General features: G+C 63.5%; 8 protein-coding genes. 5 read left to right on the top strand and 3 right to left on the bottom strand.

Annotation, left to right across the window (positions count from 1 at the left end):
* The first annotated feature begins 421 nt into the window (after positions 1-421).
* From gspE to ACP7BX_RS22515, 4 genes are all read left to right on the top strand, one after another.
* A complete protein-coding gene (gene gspE, locus ACP7BX_RS22530; RefSeq protein ID WP_426127827.1) occupies positions 422-1,840 on the top strand; it encodes a type II secretion system ATPase GspE in 1,419 nt (472 codons plus the stop codon).
* A complete protein-coding gene (gene gspF / locus ACP7BX_RS22525) occupies positions 1,840-3,051 on the top strand; it encodes a type II secretion system inner membrane protein GspF (RefSeq protein ID WP_426127829.1) in 1,212 nt (403 codons plus the stop codon). The genes gspE and gspF overlap by 1 nt, the downstream gene beginning before the upstream one ends.
* A gap of 336 nt (positions 3,052-3,387) precedes the next feature.
* Positions 3,388-4,575, top strand: coding sequence for a substrate-binding domain-containing protein (locus ACP7BX_RS22520; protein ID WP_426127831.1), 1,188 nt, complete (start codon positions 3,388-3,390; stop codon positions 4,573-4,575).
* A 204-nt stretch (positions 4,576-4,779) separates the two neighbouring features.
* The gene (locus ACP7BX_RS22515) at positions 4,780-17,022 is read left to right on the top strand and encodes a filamentous haemagglutinin family protein (protein WP_426127833.1); all 12,243 of its coding nucleotides are present in this window, start codon (positions 4,780-4,782) and stop codon (positions 17,020-17,022) included.
* A gap of 85 nt (positions 17,023-17,107) precedes the next feature.
* Here ACP7BX_RS22515 and ACP7BX_RS22510 read toward each other — a convergent pair whose 3' ends face one another.
* The 3 genes from ACP7BX_RS22510 to ACP7BX_RS22500 all read right to left on the bottom strand — a co-directional run bounded on the left by ACP7BX_RS22510 (position 17,108) and on the right by ACP7BX_RS22500 (position 22,285).
* A complete protein-coding gene (locus tag ACP7BX_RS22510) occupies positions 17,108-18,694 on the bottom strand; it encodes a hypothetical protein (RefSeq protein WP_426127835.1) in 1,587 nt (528 codons plus the stop codon).
* A 67-nt stretch (positions 18,695-18,761) separates the two neighbouring features.
* Positions 18,762-20,495: a hypothetical protein gene (locus tag ACP7BX_RS22505; protein WP_426127837.1), complete on the bottom strand. Its 1,734-nt coding sequence runs from the start codon at positions 20,493-20,495 to the stop codon at positions 18,762-18,764.
* Entirely contained in the window at positions 20,492-22,285 is a 1,794-nt protein-coding gene (locus ACP7BX_RS22500; protein WP_426127839.1) for a tyrosinase family protein, read from the bottom strand. Before ACP7BX_RS22500 ends, ACP7BX_RS22505 begins: the two co-directional genes overlap by 4 nt.
* A 158-nt stretch (positions 22,286-22,443) precedes the next feature.
* Here ACP7BX_RS22500 and ACP7BX_RS22495 point away from each other — a divergent pair, with 158 nt between their 5' ends.
* A complete protein-coding gene (locus ACP7BX_RS22495; protein ID WP_177113479.1) occupies positions 22,444-22,908 on the top strand; it encodes an Lrp/AsnC family transcriptional regulator in 465 nt (154 codons plus the stop codon).
* Positions 22,909-23,213 lie beyond the last annotated feature (305 nt).

The raw sequence follows: 23,213 nt of genomic DNA, 5'->3' as shown, positions 1-23,213 counted from the left end.
CGCATCGCAGCGGTGCGGCGATCCGACAAGCCAGCTCCCACAGAAAAACAACCTGCGGTGCACAAAAAACTGCTCTTGATCTACACCACTCAAGCCGGCTGTCATGCCGCTGTGCTTTTGCTTTTGATTTTGATCTTAGGCGCCCCGTCAAACACGCTGGCCGGAATTCGGCAGGGATTTGGGGGGTAAACCGGCAGGGATGCCGGTTTAGCCGCCCCGCGCCATGGATGGCGCGTGGCGGCGGCCCCCAAAATACCTGTCGGATTACGGGCACACCGAGCCTAGGCGAGGTGCCGAGTGTTGGGGCAAGAGCCCTTTGGTTACTTTGGGGCTTTTCCAAAGTGACCCGCTGTAAGAGCGGAACCAATAGCCGCCGTTACTCAAAAAACGGATATGTACACCCACAACCAGGGCAAAACTCATGAGCCTATTGCCCTACGCTTGGGCCAAATCCCAACGCATCCTCCTACGCCCCACCGAAGCCGGCCACCTGCTAACCGTGTGCCCCTCAACCCCCGGCTGGTCCATCAGCGAAGTCCACCGCCAATTCGGCCAATGCCACATCGAACACGTGCGCGACGACGAACTCGACGGCCTGCTCACCAGCGCCTACGCCGACACCGGCAGCGCCGCCGCCGTAGTGGGCGCCGCCGAAAACGAAGTCGACCTCGACCGCCTCATGCAAGACATGCCCGAAATCACCGACCTGCTCGACACCCAGGACGGCGCCCCCGTCATCCGCATGATCAACGCCTTACTCACCCAAGCCGCCCGCGACGAAGCCAGCGACATCCACATCGAGCCCTACGAAACCCACTCCGTCGTGCGCTACCGCGTCGACGGCACCCTGCGTGACGTGGTCTCGCCGCGCAAGGCCCTACATGGCGCGCTGGTCTCACGGATCAAGATCATGGCCCAACTCGATATCGCCGAAAAACGCCTGCCCCAGGACGGCCGTATCGCCCTGCGCGTAGCCGGGCGGCCCATCGACATTCGCGTGTCCACGGTGCCCACCGGCCATGGCGAACGCGTCGTCATGCGCCTGCTGGACAAACAAGCCGGGCGCCTGCAGCTGGAAACCCTGGGCATGGAACCGCAATTGCTGGCACGCCTGGATACGCTGATCCGCCAACCCCACGGCATCGTGCTGGTGACCGGCCCCACCGGCAGCGGCAAGACCACCAGCCTGTACGCCGCCCTGGCGCGGCTGGATGCGAGCACCAGCAACATCCTCACCGTGGAAGACCCGGTGGAATACGACCTGCCGGGCATCAGCCAGATCCAGGTCAACGCCAAGATCGACATGACCTTCGGCCTGGCCCTGCGGGCGATCCTTCGCCAAGACCCTGACATCATCATGATTGGTGAAATCCGTGACCTGGAGACCGCGCAAATCGCCGTACAGGCCTCGCTCACTGGCCACCTGGTGCTGGCGACCTTGCACACCAACGATGCGGTGTCGGCGGTCAACCGGCTGATCGATATGGGCGTCGAACCGTTCCTGTTGGCCTCGTCGTTGCTCGGTGTATTGGCCCAGCGTCTGGTGCGTCGCCTGTGCCCGCACTGCAAGCAGGAAGACCCGGCCGCGCCGGGCACGTGGCGTCCGGTCGGGTGTGCGCAGTGCAACCAGATCGGCTACAGCGGCCGAACCGGTATCCATGAATTGTTTTGCGTCGATGACGATGTGCGCAGCCTGATCCACCAGGGCCCCAACGAGCAGGACCTGCGCCTGGCCGCGCGCCGCGCCGGGATGTTCAGCATGCGTGAAGACGGCGAGCGTTGGGTGCGCAGCGGCGCCACCGCGCCCGAAGAAATCCTGCGTGTGACACGGGACGCCTGATGAATCGCTATCGTTATGAAGCCGCCGATGCCAGCGGCAAAGTCGAGGCCGGGCATGTGGAGGCCGACAGCCAGAGTGCGGCCTTTGCCAACCTGCGCAGCCGGGGTTTGACGGCGTTGTTGGTGCAGATCGAAGGCGGCCAGCAGACGGCGGCCGGCAGCAACCTGTTCACCGCCAAGCTGTCGGACAACGACCTGGCGTGGGCCACGCGGCAACTCGCGAGCCTGTTGGGCGCGAGCCTGCCGTTGGAAGCCGCCTTGAGTGCCACGGTGGAGCAGGCCGAGAAAAAACACATCGCCCAGACCTTGAGCGCGGTGCGCGCTGATGTACGCAGTGGCATGCGCCTGGCGGATGCGTTGGCGGCGCGGCCGCGGGATTTTCCGTCGATCTACCGCGCGTTGATTGCGGCGGGCGAGGAGTCCGGCGACCTGGCCCAGGTGATGGAGCGCCTGGCTGACTATATCGAGGAACGCAATAACCTGCGCGGCAAGATCCTCACCGCGTTCATCTACCCCGGCGTGGTGGGGCTGGTGTCCATCGGCATTGTGATTTTCCTGCTGAGCTACGTGGTGCCGCAGGTGGTCAGTGCGTTTTCCCAGGCGCGTCAGGATTTGCCGGGTTTGACCCTGGCGATGCTCAACGCCAGTGACTTTATCCGCGCCTGGGGCTGGCTGTGTTTTGCCGGGATCGTTGGCGGCTTCTGGAGCTGGCGCTTGTATTTGCGTAACCCGGTGGCGCGCTTGAATTGGCATAGCCGCGTCTTGGGGTTGCCGCTGATCGGGCGTTTTGTGCTGGGCCTGAACACCGCGCGGTTTGCCTCGACCCTGGCGATTCTCGGCGGGGCCGGGGTGCCGTTGTTGCGCGCTCTGGAAGCGGCGCGGCAGACCCTGTCCAATGATCGCCTGAGCCAGTGCGTCAACGACGCCACTGCCAAGGTGCGCGAGGGCGTCAACCTGGCCCCGGCGTTGGCGGTGGAGAAGGTGTTCCCGCCGGTGCTGATCCACCTGATCGCAAGCGGCGAGAAAACCGGCTCGCTGCCACCGATGCTGGAGCGTGCGGCGCAGACGTTGTCGCGGGATATTGAGCGAAGGGCCATGGGCATGACTGCGTTGCTGGAACCGTTGATGATCGTGGTGATGGGCGCCGTGGTGCTGGTGATTGTCATGGCGGTGCTGTTGCCGATCATTGAAATCAATCAACTGGTCACCTAGCTCACCCGACCGACCTCGGGTTCCTCATTCCGTCATCTTTCTTGCGCGTCACACGGCCCGCGCTGTCTCCAGCCCAGGGCCCTCGGCCGTTGCTGAAACCTCGCTGTCACCTGCGCCAAAACCGCCCAAAACCATGACCAAAACACCCGAGAATCTTTTTAGAAATCAAGGTGTTCCTCCCGAGGTTTTTTCCCACAGCTGTCATCGGAAACTGCGACTTTTTCTCCATGGTTTTCACCCCCAGCCACCCCCGCAATACGGTTTGGGACCGAAGCCATGGCGTCATGCAAGAGCCATCTACCCCAAACGTACAAACACGACGAAAGGAGATTCTTCATGTTTAAGCGCAACGTTCTCGCGGTATCCATGACCCTCGCTGCACTGTGCTCGGCCCAGGCTGCAATGGCCGACATCAACGGCGGCGGCGCAACTCTGCCACAAGCGCTGTACCAGACATCCGGCGTGTTGACCGCAGGTTTTGCCCCGTACATCGGTGTGGGCAGCGGCAATGGCAAGGCAGCTTTCTTGACCAACGACTACACCAAGTTGAAGACTGGCGTTTCCAACGTGAACGTGCACTGGGCGGGCAGCGATTCCAAACTGAGCGCCACTGAACTGTCGACCTACGTATCGGCCAAGCAACCAACCTGGGGCAAGCTGATCCAGGTGCCATCGGTGGGTACTTCGGTTGCCATCCCTTTCAATAAAAGCGGTACTGCTGCCGTTGACCTGAGCGTCAACGAGCTGTGCGGTGTGTTCTCCGGTCGTATCACCGACTGGAGCGGTATCACAGGTTCGGGTCGCAGTGGCGCCATCAAAGTGGTTTACCGCAGCGAAAGCAGTGGCACCACCGAGCTGTTCACGCGCTTCCTGAATGCCAAGTGCGCTGAAACCGGCACCTTCAATGTCACCACCACCTTCGGCACCAGCTACACCGATGGCTTGCCTACCGGTGCTGTTTCCGCAACTGGCAGCCAAGGCGTGATGACCACCCTGGCCGGTACCGACGGCGGTATCACCTACATGAGCCCTGACTTTGCCGCCCCGACCCTGGCTGGTCTGGATGACGCAACTAAAGTCGCTCGCGTGGGCAAGGACGTGGTCAACGGTGTGGCGGTCCAGGGTGTATCGCCGGCTTCGAGCAACGTATCCGCTGCCATCAACGCTGTTCCATTGCCAGCTGTCGCTGACCGTGGCAACCCTGACGCTTGGGTTCCCGTGTTCGGCAAAGCCAACACCGCAGGTGTGGTGCCTTACCCAACGTCGGGCTACCCGATCCTGGGCTTCACCAACGTGATCTTCAGCCAGTGCTACGCCGATGCCACCCAGACCACCCAAGTGCGTGACTTCTTCACCAAGCACTACGGTTCGTCTGCCAACAACGACGCAGCGATCGAAGCCAACGCTTTCGTGCCACTGCCAAACAACTGGAAAATCGCCATTCGCGGTAGCTTCCTGACCGCTTCCAATGCCCTGAGCATCGGCAACACCAACGTCTGCAACGGCATCGGTCGTCCGCAGTAACCCAAGCGTTCACCGACCGGCAACACCTGATCAGCAACGGCCTGTGCCGTTGCTGATTTTTGCGTTTGTGTCGTTTTGCCCCGCACTAACAGCCCCATGTGAACTTTTCATGACAGAAGTTCAGTCGCGCCCCTCGCCAACCGCCTAACCCTCATACGTGAGCTTGTCTTGCCCCTGGGCTAAAACAAAGAAGGAAGATTCCAGATGGTCCGCTGCAAATCACCGGTAAACCTGAAAGCCCAAGCGACTGTCCTGCGCCTCAAGCCGTTGGCCCATGCCATTGCGCTGTTGATGGTGGCGGGTAATGCCCAGGCGGCCACAGCGTTCAGTTCCGGCTGGTTTGCCGACAAGGGCGCGTCCCAGGCGGCCACGGCGGCACGCACTGGCGCGGGCCAGGTGCCGGGGATTCCCTCATTGAACCAGCAGGCGCGGGTCAAGCAGCAGTTGTCGCGCTCCATCAGCACCTTGAACACCAGCGTCGCGGCGATCGCGGCCCAGCAGGCCGCACAAGCGGCGGGGCGTCAGGCGGCGTTCGGCCAGGTCTCGAATGTTCCCGATGGCCTGGGCAAGGGCGGCTTGCAGGTGGACAACGGCCTGACCCAGGGCTGGACTAACGCCAAGAACCCGACCCAGAGTCAATCCGGCGGCAAGACCACGGTGACCATCGAGCAGACCGCCGACAAGGCGATCCTCAACTGGGAGACGTTCAACGTCGGGCGCAACACCACCGTGGATTTCCAGCAGCAGGCCAGTTGGGCGGTGCTCAACCGCGTCAACGATCCCAATGCGCGCCCCAGTGAGATCCAGGGCCAGATCAACGGCGCCGGTACGGTGATGATCATGAACCGCAACGGCGTGGTGTTCAGCGGCACCAGCCAGGTGAATGTGCGTAACCTGGTCGCCGCAGCCGCTAACATCACCGACGCGCAGTTCACCCAGCACGGCCTCTACGTCGATGCCAACGGCACCCAGCCGACCTTCACCGATGCGGCAGGCAAGGTCGAGGTGCAGCGCGGAGCATTGATCCAGACCCACAATCCGGCCACCTCCACCGACGCCGGCGGTTATGCCTTGCTGCTCGGTACCCAAGTGGAGAACGCCGGTACTGTCATCACCGCCAAGGGCCAGACCACCCTGGCCGCCGGTGATAGCTTCTACATTCGCAAGGGCGTCGGCACCACCGGCAACGACCGCTCCACCACGCGCGGCAACGAGGTGGCGACCCGTCTCAATACCGGCAGCAGCGCCGGCAAAGTCACCAACAGCGGCTTGATCATGGCCTCTACTGGCGACATCACCCTGACCGGGCATCAGGTGCAACAAAACGGCGTGGCCCTGGCCAGCACCTCGGTGGACACACGCGGCACGATTCACCTGCTCAACTCCGCCACCGATTCCACCGGCAGCGTGACCCTGGGCGAGGGCAGCACCACCGCAATCCTGCTGGACAGCAGTGGCAGCACCGCGCTCAACGGCCAGAAGGATAACGGCCTGATCAAGCTTGATGGCACGCCCGCGAACCTGATCACGGGCCAGTTCAATAACCTCAGCGCCGTGGCTGACCGCACTGACCAGTCACGCATCGAGATCGTCAGCGGCGGCACGGTTGACTTCGAGAAAGGCTCGATCACCCTGGCCACCGGCGGCCAGGTGGCGGTCAGCGCGACTGGGCGCAGCCTGGTGCGCGATGGCGCGATGATCGATGTGTCGGGCGCGGTCGGCGTCAAGGTGTCGATGGAATCCAACAACATCAAGATCAACGTGCAGGGCAACGAGCAGCGCGATGCGCCGGTCAACCGTGACGGTGGGCAACTGATCAACAACGATGTGTGGGTGGACCTGCGCGAGCTGGTATTTGTACCGGCAGGCACGAATGGCTATGCGACGGACCGCTGGTACACCGCCGGCGGCCTGCTGGAAGTGGGCGGTTACCTCGGCACCCAGGGCCACTCGGTCGGCGAATGGATGGCCCAGGGCGGCACCGTGACGTTCACCGGCAAGGATGTGGTGACCCAGCAGGGTGCGCAGATCAACCTGTCGGGCGGCACTGTGGATGTGCAGGCCGGTTATATCCAGCAGACCTGGCTCAAGGGGCCCAATGGCCAGCTGTATGAACTGTCCAAGGCGCCGGGCGACATCCTTTATTCGGGGTTATACAAAGGCTATGAAGACAACAGCGTACGCTGGGGCCAGACCGAGTATTACTACAACCCGCTGATTGCGCCGCAACGTCGTTATGAGGCCGGTTACACCGTGGGCCGCGACGCCGGCAAGCTGGTCATCGGCACCACCAGCGCGGTGCTGGAAGGGCAAGTGATCAGCGATGTGTTCCAGGGCGACCGCCAGACCCAGGCGCCGAACATCAACCTCGACGGTTACCAGCAATCCCAGAAGGCCATGGCCCGGCGGGCGCAGTTGATCATCGGGCAGTACATTCCGATCTACAACAAGACCACCGGCACCCTGCGCTATGCCCTCAGCGGCACCGCCGACCAGGTGCTGATCGATAGTAAGACACAGAAAATCGCCGACGGCCTGGACCTCACCACCGCCTTGCCGGCGGATCGCCAAGGCAAGATGGTGCTCGACAGCGACCAGCTCAACGGTTACCAGTTGGGTGCGATCAAGGTGGGCGCCAAGCAGCAGATCACGGTGAATGGCGCGCTCAAGGTGGCAGACGGCGGCGACATCACCTTGTTCGGGCCGGGGGTCGGTATCAACGCCAATCTTACCGCCCGGGGGGGCAGTATCAACGCGGGCAACATCCTCAATCAGGTCAACCTCAACTCGGGCAACACCGTCGGCGATGTGATCCTGGCGGGCAGCGGACGGGTCGATGTGGCGACAGGCGTCAAGCTGGACGCCGCCGGGCGCTGGAACAATCTGGCACTGGACCCGAGCCTTCGTGAAGGCGTGGCCTATGTGAACGGCGGCAAGGTATCGCTGCGCAGCACCGGCAACCTGAACCTGGCGTCAGGCAGCGTGGTGGATGCGTCTTCCGGCGCCACGCTCGGTGTGGATGGCAAGCTCATCGGCGGCAAGGGCGGTGACGTGACCTTGGGGGCACTGGGCATCCTGGGGCTGGAGGGCGAGATTCGTGGTTATGGTGTCAATGGCGGCGGCACCCTGGCGTTGCAGGCCCGCAAGGTACAGATCGGTAACAGCGCCGGGGCGCCTGACGCCGGCACCGTGCGACTGGCGCAAGACTTCTTCAACAAGGGCTTCTCGGCCTATGACATCACCGGCAACGAGGGCCTGCTGGTCACTGACGGCACCCAGGTGGATGTCACCACGCCGGTGTATCGCCTTGGCGAGCAGACGTCCGCTGCGCCAACCGGTGGCGATCCTGCCACGGCATTGGAGCGCTGGACCCCTGGGCTGTATCAGGAAGACGCTGCCAAAGGCATGCTGACCCAGCGCCGTGGCGCCAGCCTGACCCTGACTGCCGGCCGGCAGGAATCCACGGCGGCCGAACTGGCTACCACAGCCCTGACAGTGGGCCGGGGCGCAGTGATCAACGTCGACCCGGGCCAGAGCATCAACCTGCGCAGCGTCGGTCAGTTGACCCTGAACGGCACGCTCAATGCCTGGGGCGGCAGCGTCAGTCTGGGTGGCCTGACCGCTGTCGGTTCCGAGGTGGCCAATGCCGCCAGGCATAACCGCTCTATCTGGGTCGGCGACCACGCGGTAATCGATGTGGCAGCCCGTGCGGTCAGTGCCGCGGACAATCGCGGTCGGCTCTACGGCCAGGTCAGCAAGGGTGGCAGGATCAGCCTCGGCGGCGAAATTGACCTGGCCACCGGGATTGCCAAGACCAGCGACCTGTTTGTGGTGGTGCGCGACGGCGCGCGGCTGGACGCTTCCGGTGCCCAGGCGATGCTCGACATTCCGGGCCAGGGCCGGGTGCAGGTGGCCAGCAATGGCGGCAGCATCAGCTTTGCGTCCAACAACGGCCTGTATCTGGATGGCAGCTTTGTCGCCCGCGCCGGCGGTGCCGGTGCGGCGGGCGGCAGTTTGTCGCTGGCACTGGAAACGCCTTACTACCTCAAGGCGGCGGTCACCGACTCGGTGCTCAAGGTGCGTGAACTGGTGCTCAGCCAGTCCCATCAAGCCAGCCCCCTCCCGAATACCCTCGAGTACGGTCATGGCCGCCTCGGTGTGGACCAGGTCACCACCGGCGGCTTTGATAACCTGGCCTTGCTCAGCAATGGCGTGTTGAGCTTCGACGGTGATGTGTCGCTGAACATGGGGCAAAGCCTGCGCCTGTACAGCGGGGCCATGGGCCTTGCCGAAAACGCCGCCGCCAACGCTCGCATCAACCTGTCTGCGCCTTATCTGCTGCTGGCCGGCATCCTTGCGCCGCTGGACCCCAGCAAGGACCAGTACCTGCATCCGGTGCTCGCGTCCAACATGTCGCAACGTGCCAGCCAGGCGCTGTTCCAGGCCAGTGGCAACCTGATCGACGTGCGCGGCAACGTGCTGTTTGGCAACAAGAGTGACCTGACGTTGAGCGATGCCAGCAAGCAGGGCATCGATCGCCGTGGGTTCGATGATGTGCGGTTGAGCAGCCAGGGTGACCTGCGCTTCCTGGCCGGTGCCGGAGCGGATGTGATCGCGCAGGGCATCAGTACTCAGTTGATGACCAAAGGCGATATGACGCTGCGCGCCGCGCAGTTGTACCCGGCAACGGAAGTCGGCGCACGGGTGCTGGCCGGTTTTATCGATGCCTTCTCGGGCTTCAAGTACGACCCGACCCGCACCTTGACGATCGCACGCACGGGGAGTGCTGATGCCGCCATGCCGTACTCGGCGTTCGGCCGTCTGCAACTGGGTGGCCCCACGATCAAGCAGGGCGGGGTGGTACGTGCGCCCCTGGGCCTGATTGAAATCGGCAACCTGGGAGCCAGCCGTGTCGAGCTGCTGCCCGGCAGCCTGACATCGGTGAGTGGCAAGGGCCTGGTGCTGCCCTACGGCGGCACGGTGGACGGCCAGGTCTACAAGTACAACGGCAAGACCGTGACATTCCTTGGGCAGGGGGCGTTGCCCAACGCGAACGGCAGCTTGAATGTCGGGATGGTCCTGGGTGGCGAATCGGTGGCGGTGCAGCCTGGCGCTATCGTGGACCTGTCCGGCGGCGGCGAGCTGCTCGGGGCCGGGTTTATTTCCGGGCGCGGCGGTTCTACCGATGCGCGCTACAACCCCTTGGTGCAATTCGGGGCAACCGGCGGTTTTGTGTTGCCGGGGCTGGGCACCAACCCGGTCTATGCGATCGTGCCGGGCGTGCAGCCAGGGTATGCCCCGGTGGGGCCGGAGGGCGGGGCGAGCGACCCGTTGATTGGCCAGCAAATCACGATTGGTGCCGGTGTGCCGGGGCTGACAGCGGGCACCTACACTTTGATGCCGTCCACATATGCCCTGATGCCGGGGGCCTTCCGCCTGGAAGTCAACGGTTTGGCAGGGCTCGGCAGCGAGGGCTCGCCCCAGCTGCTGCGCAACGGCTCATGGTCGACTGCGGGGCGCTTGTCCATCGCCAATACCGGCATCGGCAACAGTACGGCGAGCCAGGTGATCCTCACCTCCGCCGACACCTTGCGCCGCTATTCCCAATACAACGAGACCAGTTACGCGCAATTCGCCGTGGCCGATGCAGCCCGGCTTGGGGTGCCGCGTGCGTTGTTGCCGGTGGATGCCAAGACCCTGCAACTTAACCTGAGCCCGGGTGCGGGTGCCAATGCCTTTTCGTTCAACGGTATCGGTCGCTTCGAGGCCGCTGATGGCGGCTACGGTGGCACCGTGGCGTTGACCAATGGCAACAAGAGCACGGGCAAGGACATTGAGATCGTCGCGGCAGGCAAGGGCGCGACCACGGGTTTCAGCGGCATCAGCGTCGAGGCCGACAGCCTCAACGCACTCGGCGCGGCGCGTCTGTTGATCGGTGGCCTGACCGTGGTGACCTACGGTCAGGGCGGCAATTACATCAACCTGGCCAACGGTGCGGTGAGCAACATCAACCTGCGCGATGGCGCGAACCTGGCGGCACCGGAAGTGTTGCTGGTGTCTTCTACCGGCAAGATAACCGTCGAACAGGGGGCCTCGATCAACACCATTGGTCGCGGCAAGGCCAGTTATGACGCACGTGACGGCTTTGTCTACAACATGCCCAATATGCTGGCGGTGTCCAACGGCCTGCTCAACGTGGTCGCAGCAACGCCGATGGGGGGTGTGACCAGCGGCGGGATCGAGCTGGGGGCTTGCACCAGCGCGCCGTGCAGCGGCCAGACCGCTCTGTACTCCGAAGGCACGCTCGTGGCCTTGACCGACAGCACCCTGCAGATGGGTGCGCAGGTGCGTTATGGCACCCGCCACCTGAACCTGGGCGTATCCAGCATCAACGTCGGTAGCCCCGAAGCCCTGGCTGCTGCCGCTGCCGGCAATCGCCTGCCGGTGGGCATGACCCTCACCCAGCAAGTCCTGGAGCGCCTGCTGCGGGGTGACACTCAATTTGGCGCGCCGGCCCTGGAAACCCTGCAGCTGTCGGCACGCGACAGCTTCAACTTCTATGGCACCACGACCCTGGACACTTATGATTCGGCGACCGGCAAGTCGATGCTGAGCAACCTGATGCTGTCCACGCCGGCCATTTATGGTTCGGGCGGCGCCAACGATGTGGCCACCATCCACACCGCCAACCTGATCTGGCAGGGGGCCGCGACACCGCCTGTGGCGGCAGTGACCGACGGTGCCGGCAGCGGCAGCGGGCGCCTGGATATCCATGCCGAGCGCATCGAGTTCGGTTATGGGGATTTTGCCCAGCCAAGCACCACCCAGTCCTTGGACCGCCTGGCCCTGGGCTTTGCCAACGTCAACCTGAACGCCAGCCAGCGCATCACCGCCAACCATAAGGGCAGCCTCTCGGTGTACCAGCGTCAGGGCGCGTATGACGCGGTCAAGGGCTTTGCCTACAGTGGCGGTAACCTGAATATCCTCACACCGTTGATGACCGGTGAAGCCGGCTCAGTCAACCGGATCACTGCCGGTGGCGCCATTGATGTGAGCGCCTCGGCGGGTCCGGTGGGCGAGGCGAAAGGCATTGGCGGCGAGTTGTCTATGCAGGGCGACAGCATCCGCCTGGCCAGCGCGGTGGTATTGCCCAGCGGCAAGCTCACCCTGGGCGCTCGTGGCGATGTGGTGTTGACTGACGCGGCATTGATCGATGTGGCCGGCCTGGCCATTGCGTTCAACGACCTGACTAAATACAGCGCTGGCGGCGAGGTCCTGCTGGAAAGCCGTGCGGGCAACGTGCTGCAGGCGGCAGGTTCGACCATCGACCTGTCGGCGCAGCACAACCAGGCGGGTCGGCTGCGGGCGGTGGCCGTAGAGGGCGCGGCGGGCACCGTCGACCTGGCGGGCAGGATCGTCGCCGGCAGCAGCGGCGACTACGATGCCGGCGGTACGTGGGTGCCTTACCTGGCGGGCGCGGTGGAGATCCAGGCTCAGCGGCTGGGCACAAGCGGCACATTGAACGAACAGTTCGCCGCCCTCAACCAACGCCTCAATCAAGGCCAAGTGTATGGCTCGCGCAGCTTTCAGCTCAAGCAAGGCGATCTGGTCATCGGCAGCGATGTGAAGGCCAACAGCGTCAACGTTTCGGTCGACAATGGCAGCCTGCGCGTTACCGGCCTGGTAGACGCCAGCGGCGAACGCGTCGGCAGCATCAACCTGGCCGCCAGGAACGGCCTGGTCCTGGACGGTACGGCGGTGCTCGATGCCCATGGCACGCAAGTGCGCGTGGACAGTTATGGCAAGGTCATCGACGCGCCGAACCGCGCCACCGTTGTGCTCGGCTCAGGCCAGGGCCAGTTGACCCTGGCCGATGGCGTGCGCATCGACTTGCGCCATGGCACGGGGGCAGTGGCCGGTAATGACGGGCGCAGCCGCGGCACCCTGGAGCTCAATGCGCCGCGTCTGGGCAGCAATGACATTGCCATCGATGCCAGTGGGCGCCTGACCATCACCGGTGCGCGCTCCATCGCGCTCAATGGCATGGTCACCTACGACGATGCCCCGACCAAGACCGATGCCACCCCGAACGGACGTCCGTACCAGGCGATCGACCAAGCCTACCTCGACGGCAAGCACGCACTGAGCACGACGTTCATCAATGCCGCGCTCGGCAATACCAACCTGCTGCAGAACAAACTGGCAGGCCTGAATAACGCCACCTACGGCGATGTTTTCCACCTGCGGCCCGGTGTGGAGATCATCAGCAAGACGCCCGACGGCGACCTGGTGGTACAGGGCGACCTGGACCTGTCCGGCTATCGCTACGCCAGCCTCAAGTCGACCCAGCTCACCGAGGCCGGCAGCCTGACCTTGCGCGCCGGTGGCGACCTGAATATCTACGGCAGTATCAACGACGGCTTCGCGCCGCCGCCCGAAACCGACGATGACAATGGCTGGGTCCTGCGTGCAGGTATCGACTACACCGGCGGCACGGTGGTGGTGCCGGGCAGTGGCGTGACCCTGGCGGATGGCACGCTGTTTCCAGGCGGCGTGACGCTCAATTTCGATGTGTCGACGCAGCCGCTGTTCCTGCCTGCCGGCACGCGGTTGCCCGTCGCGGCAACGCTCAGCCAATCCTTGGTGCTGCCTGCCGGTACGGTATTGGCGGCCGCCGTTCGGGATGCATCGGGCAATGTGCTGTTCGCCGCAGGCACGTTGCTGACTCAGAGCCAGACCCTCGTCGCCGGCAGCACACTGGACGCTGGCACCTTGCTGGGCAGCTCGGCCAACGTCAAAGGGCTGATCTGGCCCAAGGGGGTGCCTTTGGCCACCAGCATCAAGCTGGCGGGCAGCCAAGTCTTGCCCCGTGGCGCGCTGTTGCCGTCGGGTACCGATGTCAAGCTGCCGGGCGGTGCAGACTCGGTACAACTGCGTGTCGCCGACGCCGGGCGCCAGGGCAAGAACTGGGCGATTGCGCCGATGCTGGAGGAAGGCTCGCAGGCGTGGTCGATTCGGCTGGTGGCCGGCGCGGACACCGGCGCGGCGGACAGTCGCCTGCTGCAACCGCATCCGGTCACGGGCAACCTTCGGTTGGCCGACAGTCACTATGGGATGTACGGGCAGGGTGCGTTGGTCTGGACAGAGCAGGGCTCTTTGGATGTCTATGGCGATAACAGCATGGTGGGCAAGCCCATCGATGTGAATGATGGTTTCGCCTACCCCGGCATTTGTGACGACATGCCGGAATACTGCTCGTCCGAAGGCGATGCCTACACCTTGCTGGCGGGCGGCAGTACGCGATTCAGTGTCATCCGCACCGGCGCTGCGGATCTGGATTTGCTGGCAGCAGGCAACCTGAGCATGGAGTCGTTGTACGGTGTCTACACCGCCGGCAGCTCCTCCACTGCAACCTCGGCTAGCGACCCGTATAACCTCAAGCGCGCCAAGGGCAGCAATGGCAAGGTCCTGGGTAACGCAGGCGGTAACGAAAAGTGGGTCAACGGTGAAACCGGCAGCCTGTACCGCGCCTGGTACCCGGACACGGGCGGTAATGTGCTGGTGAAAGTGGGGGGCAACCTGACAGGCAATATCACCAGCCCTGCGCAGAGTGGCGTGGCGCGTCCTGTGCCTGTCGACCTGGGGCAGGATTCAGCCAATGTCGGCAATTGGTTGTGGCGACAGGGCAATGACCTCGGGGGCAGCCAGGCACAAGCGACCGCCTGGTGGATCAATTTCGGTTCTTACGTCGCCAACGTCCGTTCGGACCAAATGGTCGGTTTTACCGGGTTCGGTACCCTGGGCGGCGGCAACCTCACAGTTGATGTGGGGGGCAATGCGGGGATCATCAGCCCGCTGTCGTCAACCGCCCAGAACGTCAGCCCCCGCAGTCAAGGCCTGGTTCTGGCGGTCGGCGGTACCGGGCGGGTCGCGGCCGATGGCAGCGTGCAACTGACCGGTGGTGGCGACTTGAACCTGCGGGTGGGCGGTGCGCTGAACCCCGCCAGTCAGCTCACTGTCGATCACCTCAATGGCTCGTTGGTGAACCTGCGCGGCCACGTACAGGTGACGGGCGGCAGCCTGGGCAGCCTGACCTTGCGTTACGGCAACCAGCTCAGGGACCAGAGCCCCAGCGAAGTGCGCGCCTACGACCCGCTGCGCTCCACGTCGGCCATGGCAGCCGGCGGCTTGAGCCTGCTGCCAGGGGATTCGACCTTCAGCCTGGCGACCCGGGGCGACCTGGTACTCCAGGATGTCGCCGATCCGGGCCGTGCACCGCAGATGAATGCCTTGGCCTACGCAAAGGAAGGCGTCAACGGGGTAGGGCAGAGCTGGTTCAGCCTGTGGACCGAGCGTACGGCAGTCGATCTGTTCTCCTCCGGCGGAAACCTCACACCACTGACCCAGACGCTGGAAACCGATATGGCGGCGGTCTACCCCGCCACATTGCGTGCGGTCGCCGCCAGCGGCAGCTTGTACTACGGGCGTGCGTCAACGAGTAACCCGAATGTACCGCAGCCGCTGCAGGCGCTGGTGCTGGCACCGTCGGCCAACGGGCAACTGGAACTGCTGGCGGGCGATTCGATCTACGGCGGCGACTTGACCATCAGCCGTTCCAGCGCCGCCCCTCAAAGCCTGGCGACGATCCACCATCCTGCTTTCCTGGGCTTCATCAACAGTTTGCCGGTCGCAGGCAGTGGCAATCTTTCCAGTGATGGCAACATCGCACGCCTGGGGCTTCATCCGCTGTTCGCGTTTGGCCCTGACACCGCCAGCATGGCGTGGGGCGACGCCTTGGAGCCGGCCCGTTTCTACGCACTGCGCGGTGACCTGCTGGGGGTCAACAGTGGGCGAGCGCTCACGATTTACGGGGCAAATGACCCACGATTCGGACAGACCTACTACGAAGGTGCAGGCCCGGTATGGATGCTCGCCGGGCGCGATATCGTCAGCAGCGGTACCCGCTTGAACGGTGCCCTTGGGGGGGACGTGAGCACCGGTCAATACACGTTCACCGGCAACCTGTTCGTGCACACCGGCGCAACCGATATCTCCATTGCCAGTGCCGGGCGTGACATCCTTTACAGCAGTTTCAACGTTGCGGGCCCCGGCACCCTTGAGCTGACGGCCGGGCGCAATATCCAGATGGATGACCAAGTGGGTGTGAACAGTCTGGGCGCCGTGGCGGCCGGCGACAACCGAGCGGGTGCAAGCATTGTCCTGCAAGCCGGCGTCGGCCCCAATGGGCCGGACTACCGCCGGTTTGTCGAGGCTTACCTGAACCCCGCCAACCTGGCGCAGCCGGGTGAGTCGATCCAGGGTAGCAAGGTCGCCAAGACCTACGAGAGAGAGTTGCTCGCCTGGCTGGTCGAGCGCTTCGGTTTTACCGGAGACACCGAACAGGCCCGTATTTACTACGCGGCACTTCCCGCCGAGCAACAACGGGTGTTCGCCCGTGACGTGTACTTCGCCGAGCTCAAGGCCGCCGGCCGTGAGTACAACACCGATGGCAGCGTGCGCCAGGGCAGTTACCTGCGTGGCCGCGCGGCGATTGCAGCGCTGTTCCCGGACAAGGACGTGGCCGGCAACCCGGTCACCTACAAAGGCGACATCACGATGTTCGGCGGCGCGGGCGTGCACACCAACTTCGGTGGCTCGATCCAGATGCTCACCCCAGGCGGCAGCCAGACCTTCGGCATCGAAGGTACGGCGCCGCCGTCGACAGCAGGAGTGATCACCCAGGGCGCGGGGGACATCCAGCTGTATTCCCTGGGCAGCATCCTGCTTGGCCAGAGCCGCATCATGACCACCTTTGGCGGTTCGATCATGGGCTGGACTGCCGAGGGCGACATCAACGCCGGGCGCGGCTCCAAGACCACCGTGGTCTACACGCCGCCCAAGCGTGTCTACGACAACTGGGGCAATGTGGGCCTGTCGCCATCGGTGCCGAGCACGGGTGCGGGGATTGCCACGCTCAACCCGATTCCGGAAGTGCCAGCCGGGGACATCGACCTGATCGCGCCGTTGGGCACCATCGATGCGGGCGAGGCGGGCATTCGTGTGTCGGGCAACGTCAACATTGCCGCCTTGCGTGTGGTGAACGCGGCGAACATCCAGACTCAGGGCAAGTCGTCCGGGGTGCCGGTGTCTGCGGCGGTCAACACCAACGCCATGAGTTCGGCCAGCGCGGCCGGGGCAGCGGCGTCCCAGGCGGCGGAAGACGCGGCGCGCAGCCAACAGGCAGCGGCCAAGCAGGGCCGGCCGTCGATCATGACGGTTGAGGTGTTGAGCCTGGGCAGCGAGCCGTTGCCACAGGAGCCTGCACCGGCGCAGAAAACCTCCGGCTACAACCCCAACAGCCCCGTGCAGGTACTGGGCGCGGGGCCGCTGAGTGAACAAGCGCGGGCGCGGCTGACGGACGAGGAGCGCAAGCAGATCAGCCTGTAAAACTTTGGCAAGGACCTGTGGTGAGCGGGCTTGCCCCGCGTTGGGCTGCGAAGCAGCCCCTTTTTATCTGCAGTGAGCCTGGCAGCTACGGATTGTCCTTGAGGGTCTTGAACGCCTCGATGCGTTTGATCAGGCGCGTGTTCTTCGCGGAGTCGGCATTGCCGAACAGGAACGAGAAATCCGACGCCAGTTTGGACCCGCCGGCAATCGTCGCGTACTGATGGCAGTCGTTGCAGTTGTCGCTCTGCACATAGGTTTCCATCGTGGTGTTGGCGACGACGACGCTCTGGTCGCTGACAAACGGCCCATAGGACAGCGGCACCTTCACGTTGGGCCCAGGGCCTGGATCGTTGGGCGCGTTGGGCGTCTTGGACCACAGCACATTCACCAGTTTGTAGTACTGGAACACCGACTGGCCCTGGGTCTTCTGCACGAAAGTCTGCTGCACCGCCGTGTTCAGCGCTTGCATGTCCTGAGGCGTGGCATTGACCCGCGTGGCCTGCACCGGCTGATCAAGGGGTGTGCAGTTGGGCGGTGTGTGGGTGGCATCGCACTGCACCCGTGCGACGTTGGGCGTGCACGCGTCACCGGTGCAGGCCGGGTTGTTGAAGCTGTAGCCGCCGGGCGGGGTGGCGCCGCCGTCGGGCACGTTGTCGACCTGCTCGAAGGTGGTCCAGATGAAGTTCGGCTGGGTCTGGGTCTTGTTGATGATGTGCAGGCCCACCAGGCCCACCACTTCCTGGGTGCATTGCAGCGTATCCGGGCGTTGCAGCCAGGCGACGGTGGTCAGGTAACGCCCGTACAGCTCGGGTTTGTTGGTGAGTACGCGCCAGGCCGCCTTGAGTTCCAGGGCGCCGAGTTCTTCCTGGGGCAGCGCCTGGGCCGGCAGCTCGCGCACCAGTTTGCCGGCCGGCAGTGACAGGCCGGCCGGGTGCCGGTTGTCGCTGTTCTGCGCCACGATCAGTTGGTTGGCGGCGTCGTACAGCCCGTTATCGACGATGTAATCAAACTCGGCCTTGCCGACTTTGCGCTCGAAAAACACCAGGTTGCCCGACTGGTCCGTGAGCCAGCCGCCGGAAGCTTCCATGATCGAATCCGGCAAGGTCACCTGGGTGCCGCTGGACAGGTGGAAGCGGTGTTTGCGGTTGATCGCGCTTTCGGAGGTGGCCGTAATGAATTTACGCGCGCCCGTGGAAAACGCCTTGAGGTTGCCGGTGGCAGTGCAATTGGACGGCACCCGGGTTTCCACGCCCCATCCGGAAGGCTTGGGCGCACCGGGCAGGAAGATCTCGCTGGCATCCTTGTAGCTGGCCCACACCGGGGCATTGCTCATGGGCTGGCCGGGCGTGGGCGGCACGCCGAACTGGGCCGCGGTGCTTTGCGTGTCCGGCTCACCGGCCAGGCTCGGGTTGGCGGGCCAGCCGGGGTTGACCGGCCAGTTCATGGCGATGAACAGTTGCCAGCCGAAACAGTTGAGAAAGTCCTGCTCGGTGCCGAAGTTGTTCACCGGCAGGAAGCCGCCGCTGGTGGGGTCGAACACCAGTTGGCTGATGCAGCTCTGGGCATCTGACGCCGCGCTGACCGGTGCGGGTGCGAAAGGGAGAAGGGCGCAGGTTATCCAGCACAACACATTCAAGCGTGCCCGGCGCAGCGGGCGAAGCCATCCGTTCATGGTCGCATTCCTTGCTCAAGACTCAAGAGGCGGCCGCCCACGCCAGGCATGGGCGGCCGGCAGGCACTCAGGCGACGGGCACCAGCGCCAGGCCACTTTCCCATGGGTGCTGGGTGGCGCTGGGGTTGGCGGCTTCGCTGGGGTTCAGCGCGCGCACGCTGACCAGCCCCGGCGCCGCGTTGCTGCTGACGGTGACGGTCATGATGTAGCCCTGGGTGCCGCCGCTGTCGGTCTGCCCAGGAATCGCCGAAGCATCCGGCAGGAACTGCGTGACCTGGGCCGTGATGCCTGGGTTGGAGAACTGCACCCGTGCATCCGCCGCCGTGGTGTTCGGGTCGGCGCCTTGCACCACCAGCACGAACTGGCCTGAGCTGCCGGGCGCAAAGCTGGCCGGCAAGTCGCTGGGGGATTGGCCGTAGAACAGGTCAATCGGCAGCAACTGCACGGGCCAGGGTTGCGCATCGGTGTTGTTGGCCGCCACGCAATCGCACTCCTTGGGCGTGCCGCTGAGCGGTGCCGGGGTGACGCTCAAGGCCACATTCAGCTCGTTGGCGATCACCCACACGTAGTCAATCGGCGTGCCGTTGATGGTGATGTCATTGATCGAGAACCCCGCGCTGGCCGGCACCTCGAACACCGCCTGCAGGATCTGGTCGGAGTTGTTCGGCCCGGTGCCGGCGGTGCCACGGGTGATGCGCCAGTAGCTGCTCACGTCCTGGCCTTGCGGGCCTTTCCAGGTGCTGAAGGACTTGGGTTGTTGCAGGTACAGGCCGATGGGGTTGGTCAAGGAAATCAGGGCTTTCACGGCTTCCTGGTTGGCGGAATAACCGATATGCGGATCGGAGTTGCGGTAGTTCTGCCCGTACTGGGCGCAGCAGATCAGGCTTTGCTGGTTACGGCTGCTGTTGAGCGGGCGCAAGATAGTCGCCGCCGCTGCCAGGTAGATTTCGGCACTCAAGGTATTGGGGCCGGAGGTCAGGTGCATTGCGCCGCCCGACACGCCGGGAATGCGCACCGTGCCGGAATTCCATTTATTCACGGTGTCGTAGGCGGGCTGGCCGGTGGTGGGGTCAAGCACCGGGTCGCCGGCGTTGCCGGTCGGGCCGTTGGCGGTGTAGCGCAGGTACAGGTCTTCGATCTTCACTTGTGGGTCGACATAGGCTTTGTACAGCCCCAGCACGGCCTGCGGGTCGATGTTCCACATGGTCAGGAAATACGCCGGGTTCTCGCTGGTGAACATGATGCTGCGCATGTTGCCGTCGGGGTCGCGGGTGATCGACCACTCGCAGTATTCATCCAGCCAGCCCCGTGGGCCCGAGGGTGAAAAGTCGGCGTAGGGGCCGTTCCAGTTGATGGACTTGCACAGCACGCTGGGGATCTGCAGTTGGGTCGCCTTGGGGTCCGGGTACAGCGAGTACAGGGTGTTGTTGAGGGTGATCTGGCCGTGGTCGGTCAACTGCATCACCTGGTCCAGGGTCATGGCCTTGCCGCCCAGTTGCGGGACCACGGCGGCGCCATTGTTGTAGAAGAACGTCCACAGCCGGTTGGGGAAGGGCTGCCAGGTGATGGTCACTGGCGTCTGTGTGCCGTAGCCGCTTTCAATCGGGTTGTAGTAGCCCGAGCGCGGTGCGTCGTTGAGGTTGGACCAGGGGTTACCGATCACCGACATCTGGGTCCAGCCGGTGACGTTGTTGTTCCAGTTCGTTTCGAAGGTGGACAGCTCGTTCTCCAGGCCTAGCTTGTTGTAGTCCTTGGGGGCTTGTTCGGCAGGGGAGGTGAATTGGGTGAAGGGCGTGCTCATGTCGGTTCTCCAGCATTGGCGGTGGTGGAAGTGGAGCAGCAACCGGTACCCGGAGCGGGCCCGGCGGAGGTTTGGCGTGGGTCGTCCCACACCAGTTGCGCGATAAAGCCAGGCAGGGGCGCGTATGCATCGGGCGTCAATACCTGGCCAGTATCGGGATGGGTCACGATCAGCGATAACTGCGCTGTATCGCTCGGTTTAAGGCTCAGCGCCTGGGCGTTGCGCGCGGCATTCAGTGCGCGGCAGACGCCCTGGGTGATGCAGCGGCCCTTGTCGTCCACCAGGCCCATGCCGATGCGGCTGAAGCGTCCGACGTAATGCGGGTTGTCGGTATTCGCGTGTTGCGCCGTGGCGTCCGGTTGGTTGAGGAAAATGTCGATCAGGTAAGTGTCGTGGGTGCAGCGCACGTGATCGAACACCACCCAGGGGCCGGTGGTGGCAGCCTTTTGCTGATGGCAGCACGCAGCCTTGGCTGCGCCGAACTGCGGGGCCACCGGGGTGCCGTAGTCGTAGCCGATGTGTCGGCTGTCCTGGGCCATGTCACCCAGAGTGGTGTAGCGCCAGGCGTCGGCGCTGGTGAAGCTCACCTCGGCCGCCTGATGGCCAGCGAAGGGCTGCAACAGGCATTGGGTGGTGTACTGCGCCGCCGGGTTGGCGCGGATCCAGACTTCCAGCATGCGGTCGATATTGGCGTGGTAGGAGCAGAACACCGGGTCGAACGCGGTGTAGGCGTTGTCGGCCATGTCACCACCGATCCAGCCGTGATAGTTGTCGTGGGGCTGCTCGTAGAGCCCGTCGAAATTCAGCGCGCGGTTGGGGTACAGGTCATTCGGTTGCGGTGGGTCGAAGCTGGTGATGTTGGCCCAGGGGTAACCCGGCACCCCTTGGGGCTGGCTAAATGTGGTGAACGTGAGCGCATCGACCACCTGCTGCTGGAAGATCCGGCTCATGCCATACAGTTGGGTGCGCTCGAAACGAAAGGCCTCACCCTGGGTATAGAACAGCGGGTTGCGCTGCACATACAGGCAATCCACGTCCCCGACCGGCGCGGTGGCGCACACCTTGGAACAGCCGTCCTTGGCCGCCGCATACCGCAACGGGTTGCGCCGCACTTCGCCGGTCTGCGGGTGCACATAGGTTTCGTCAAGGAACGCCTGGGGCAGGCCAGCCTGGGGACTGCCGTCGATGCTGGCGTCGACGGCCATCCAGTCCCAGTAAGGGATCGCACAGTCGATCAACGCTTCGAGGTACAGCAGATAGGCGCGATGCCACAGGGCGAAGGCTTCCTGGTAATGCAGGCACCAGTTGGTATGGATGTAGGCGTAACGCTGCCAGGGCGAACCGCTGTCGGGGTCGCTGATGCGCATCACGTCATCCAGTTTGGCGCGGTACAGGTTCAACGCTTCAGGGCTGAGCGAGCGGATGTCCTGGCGCACGCGTTTGACCGGCTGCGGCAACGCCGGTGGTGGGATGCGCTCGGCCATGTCGAAGGGCGAGATGCTGTCCAGCCGCCAACCCTGGTTGACCCACAGGCGGAAGGTTTCCAGGGCATCGATGGGCCAGAACTGCTGTTGGTCGGTGGTCAGCGGCATGTTGCGCGAGGCAAGGTGCTGGTAGATGGTTTGCGACCAGGTCTTGACCGACGCAGGGTCTTCCAGGAACACATCGTAGGCATTCATGCAGCCGATCCAAGTGGCCGCAACGGCGGCGCGCTGGCTGGCGGGTATCCAGTAGGGTGCGCTGAAAAGTCCTTGAATATCAGCGGTCCATGTCGGTTTCGCGACTATCATAAGATCCCTCTCATGCCGCCGTAAGGCCAGGTGTTGGCCGGGCTGCTAAGCTGAATCGATGTTAACTAGCCACTGTGCAGGATTTGTGCAAATTGGCCCGTCATTGCGACGGATTCATTGCAATTTTCAAGGACGATTTGGAACCGATGACAGACGCCATGGATTTGAAGATCCTGGGCAAGTTGCAAAAGGATTGCGACCAGAGCCTGGAGTTGTTGAGCGACAGTGTGGGGCTGTCTTCCACCAGTTGTTACCGGCGGATTCGTCGGATGGAGAACGTGGGGATTATCAAGGCGAAAGTGGCGGTCTTGGATGAGCGCAAGCTGGGGATCCAGGTGACGGCGTTTTTTCTGATCAAGTTGGATAGGGATAGCAATGATATTGATCGCAGGATGCAGCACATACTCGCTAGTCACCCGGAGATTCAGGACTGTTATTTGATGACGGGGGAGTTTGATTTTGTGATGGTGGCGAAGTTTCGGGATGCTGCGGAGTACACCGAGTATATCTATCGGTTTTTGGAGACTTATCGGGATATTCCGATTCGGACTTATTCTTCTACGTTGGTGGTTCGGACGGTTAAGAAGTCTTATGAGTTGCCGTTGCAGGGGGTGGGGTTTTGATTGAGTGCATATCCGTTATTTGGGTAATGGCGGGTATTGGTTCCGCCCTTACGGCGGGTCACTTTTGAAAAGAGCCCAAAAGTAACCAAAAGGCTCTTGCCCCAACACTCGGCACCTCGCCTAGGCTCGGTGTGCCCGTAATCCGACAGGGATTTGGGGGGCCGCCTAAGATCAAATCAAAAACAGAGCCAGAGCCAGAGCAGATTGATGTCTATCTGAGATCTAAATTGTGGGAGCGGGCTTGCTCGCGAAAGCGGTGGATCAGTCAGAGATGTAATCGCTGACACGCCGCCTTCGCGAGCAAG

It is taken from the genome of Pseudomonas sp. DWP3-1-3b3, from assembly GCF_049896305.1.
Classification (GTDB): Bacteria; Pseudomonadota; Gammaproteobacteria; order Pseudomonadales; family Pseudomonadaceae; genus Aquipseudomonas; species Aquipseudomonas azotoformans_A.
The sequence above is the reverse complement of the archived record's forward strand: the minus strand, read 5'-3'. Positions and strand labels throughout refer to the sequence as shown.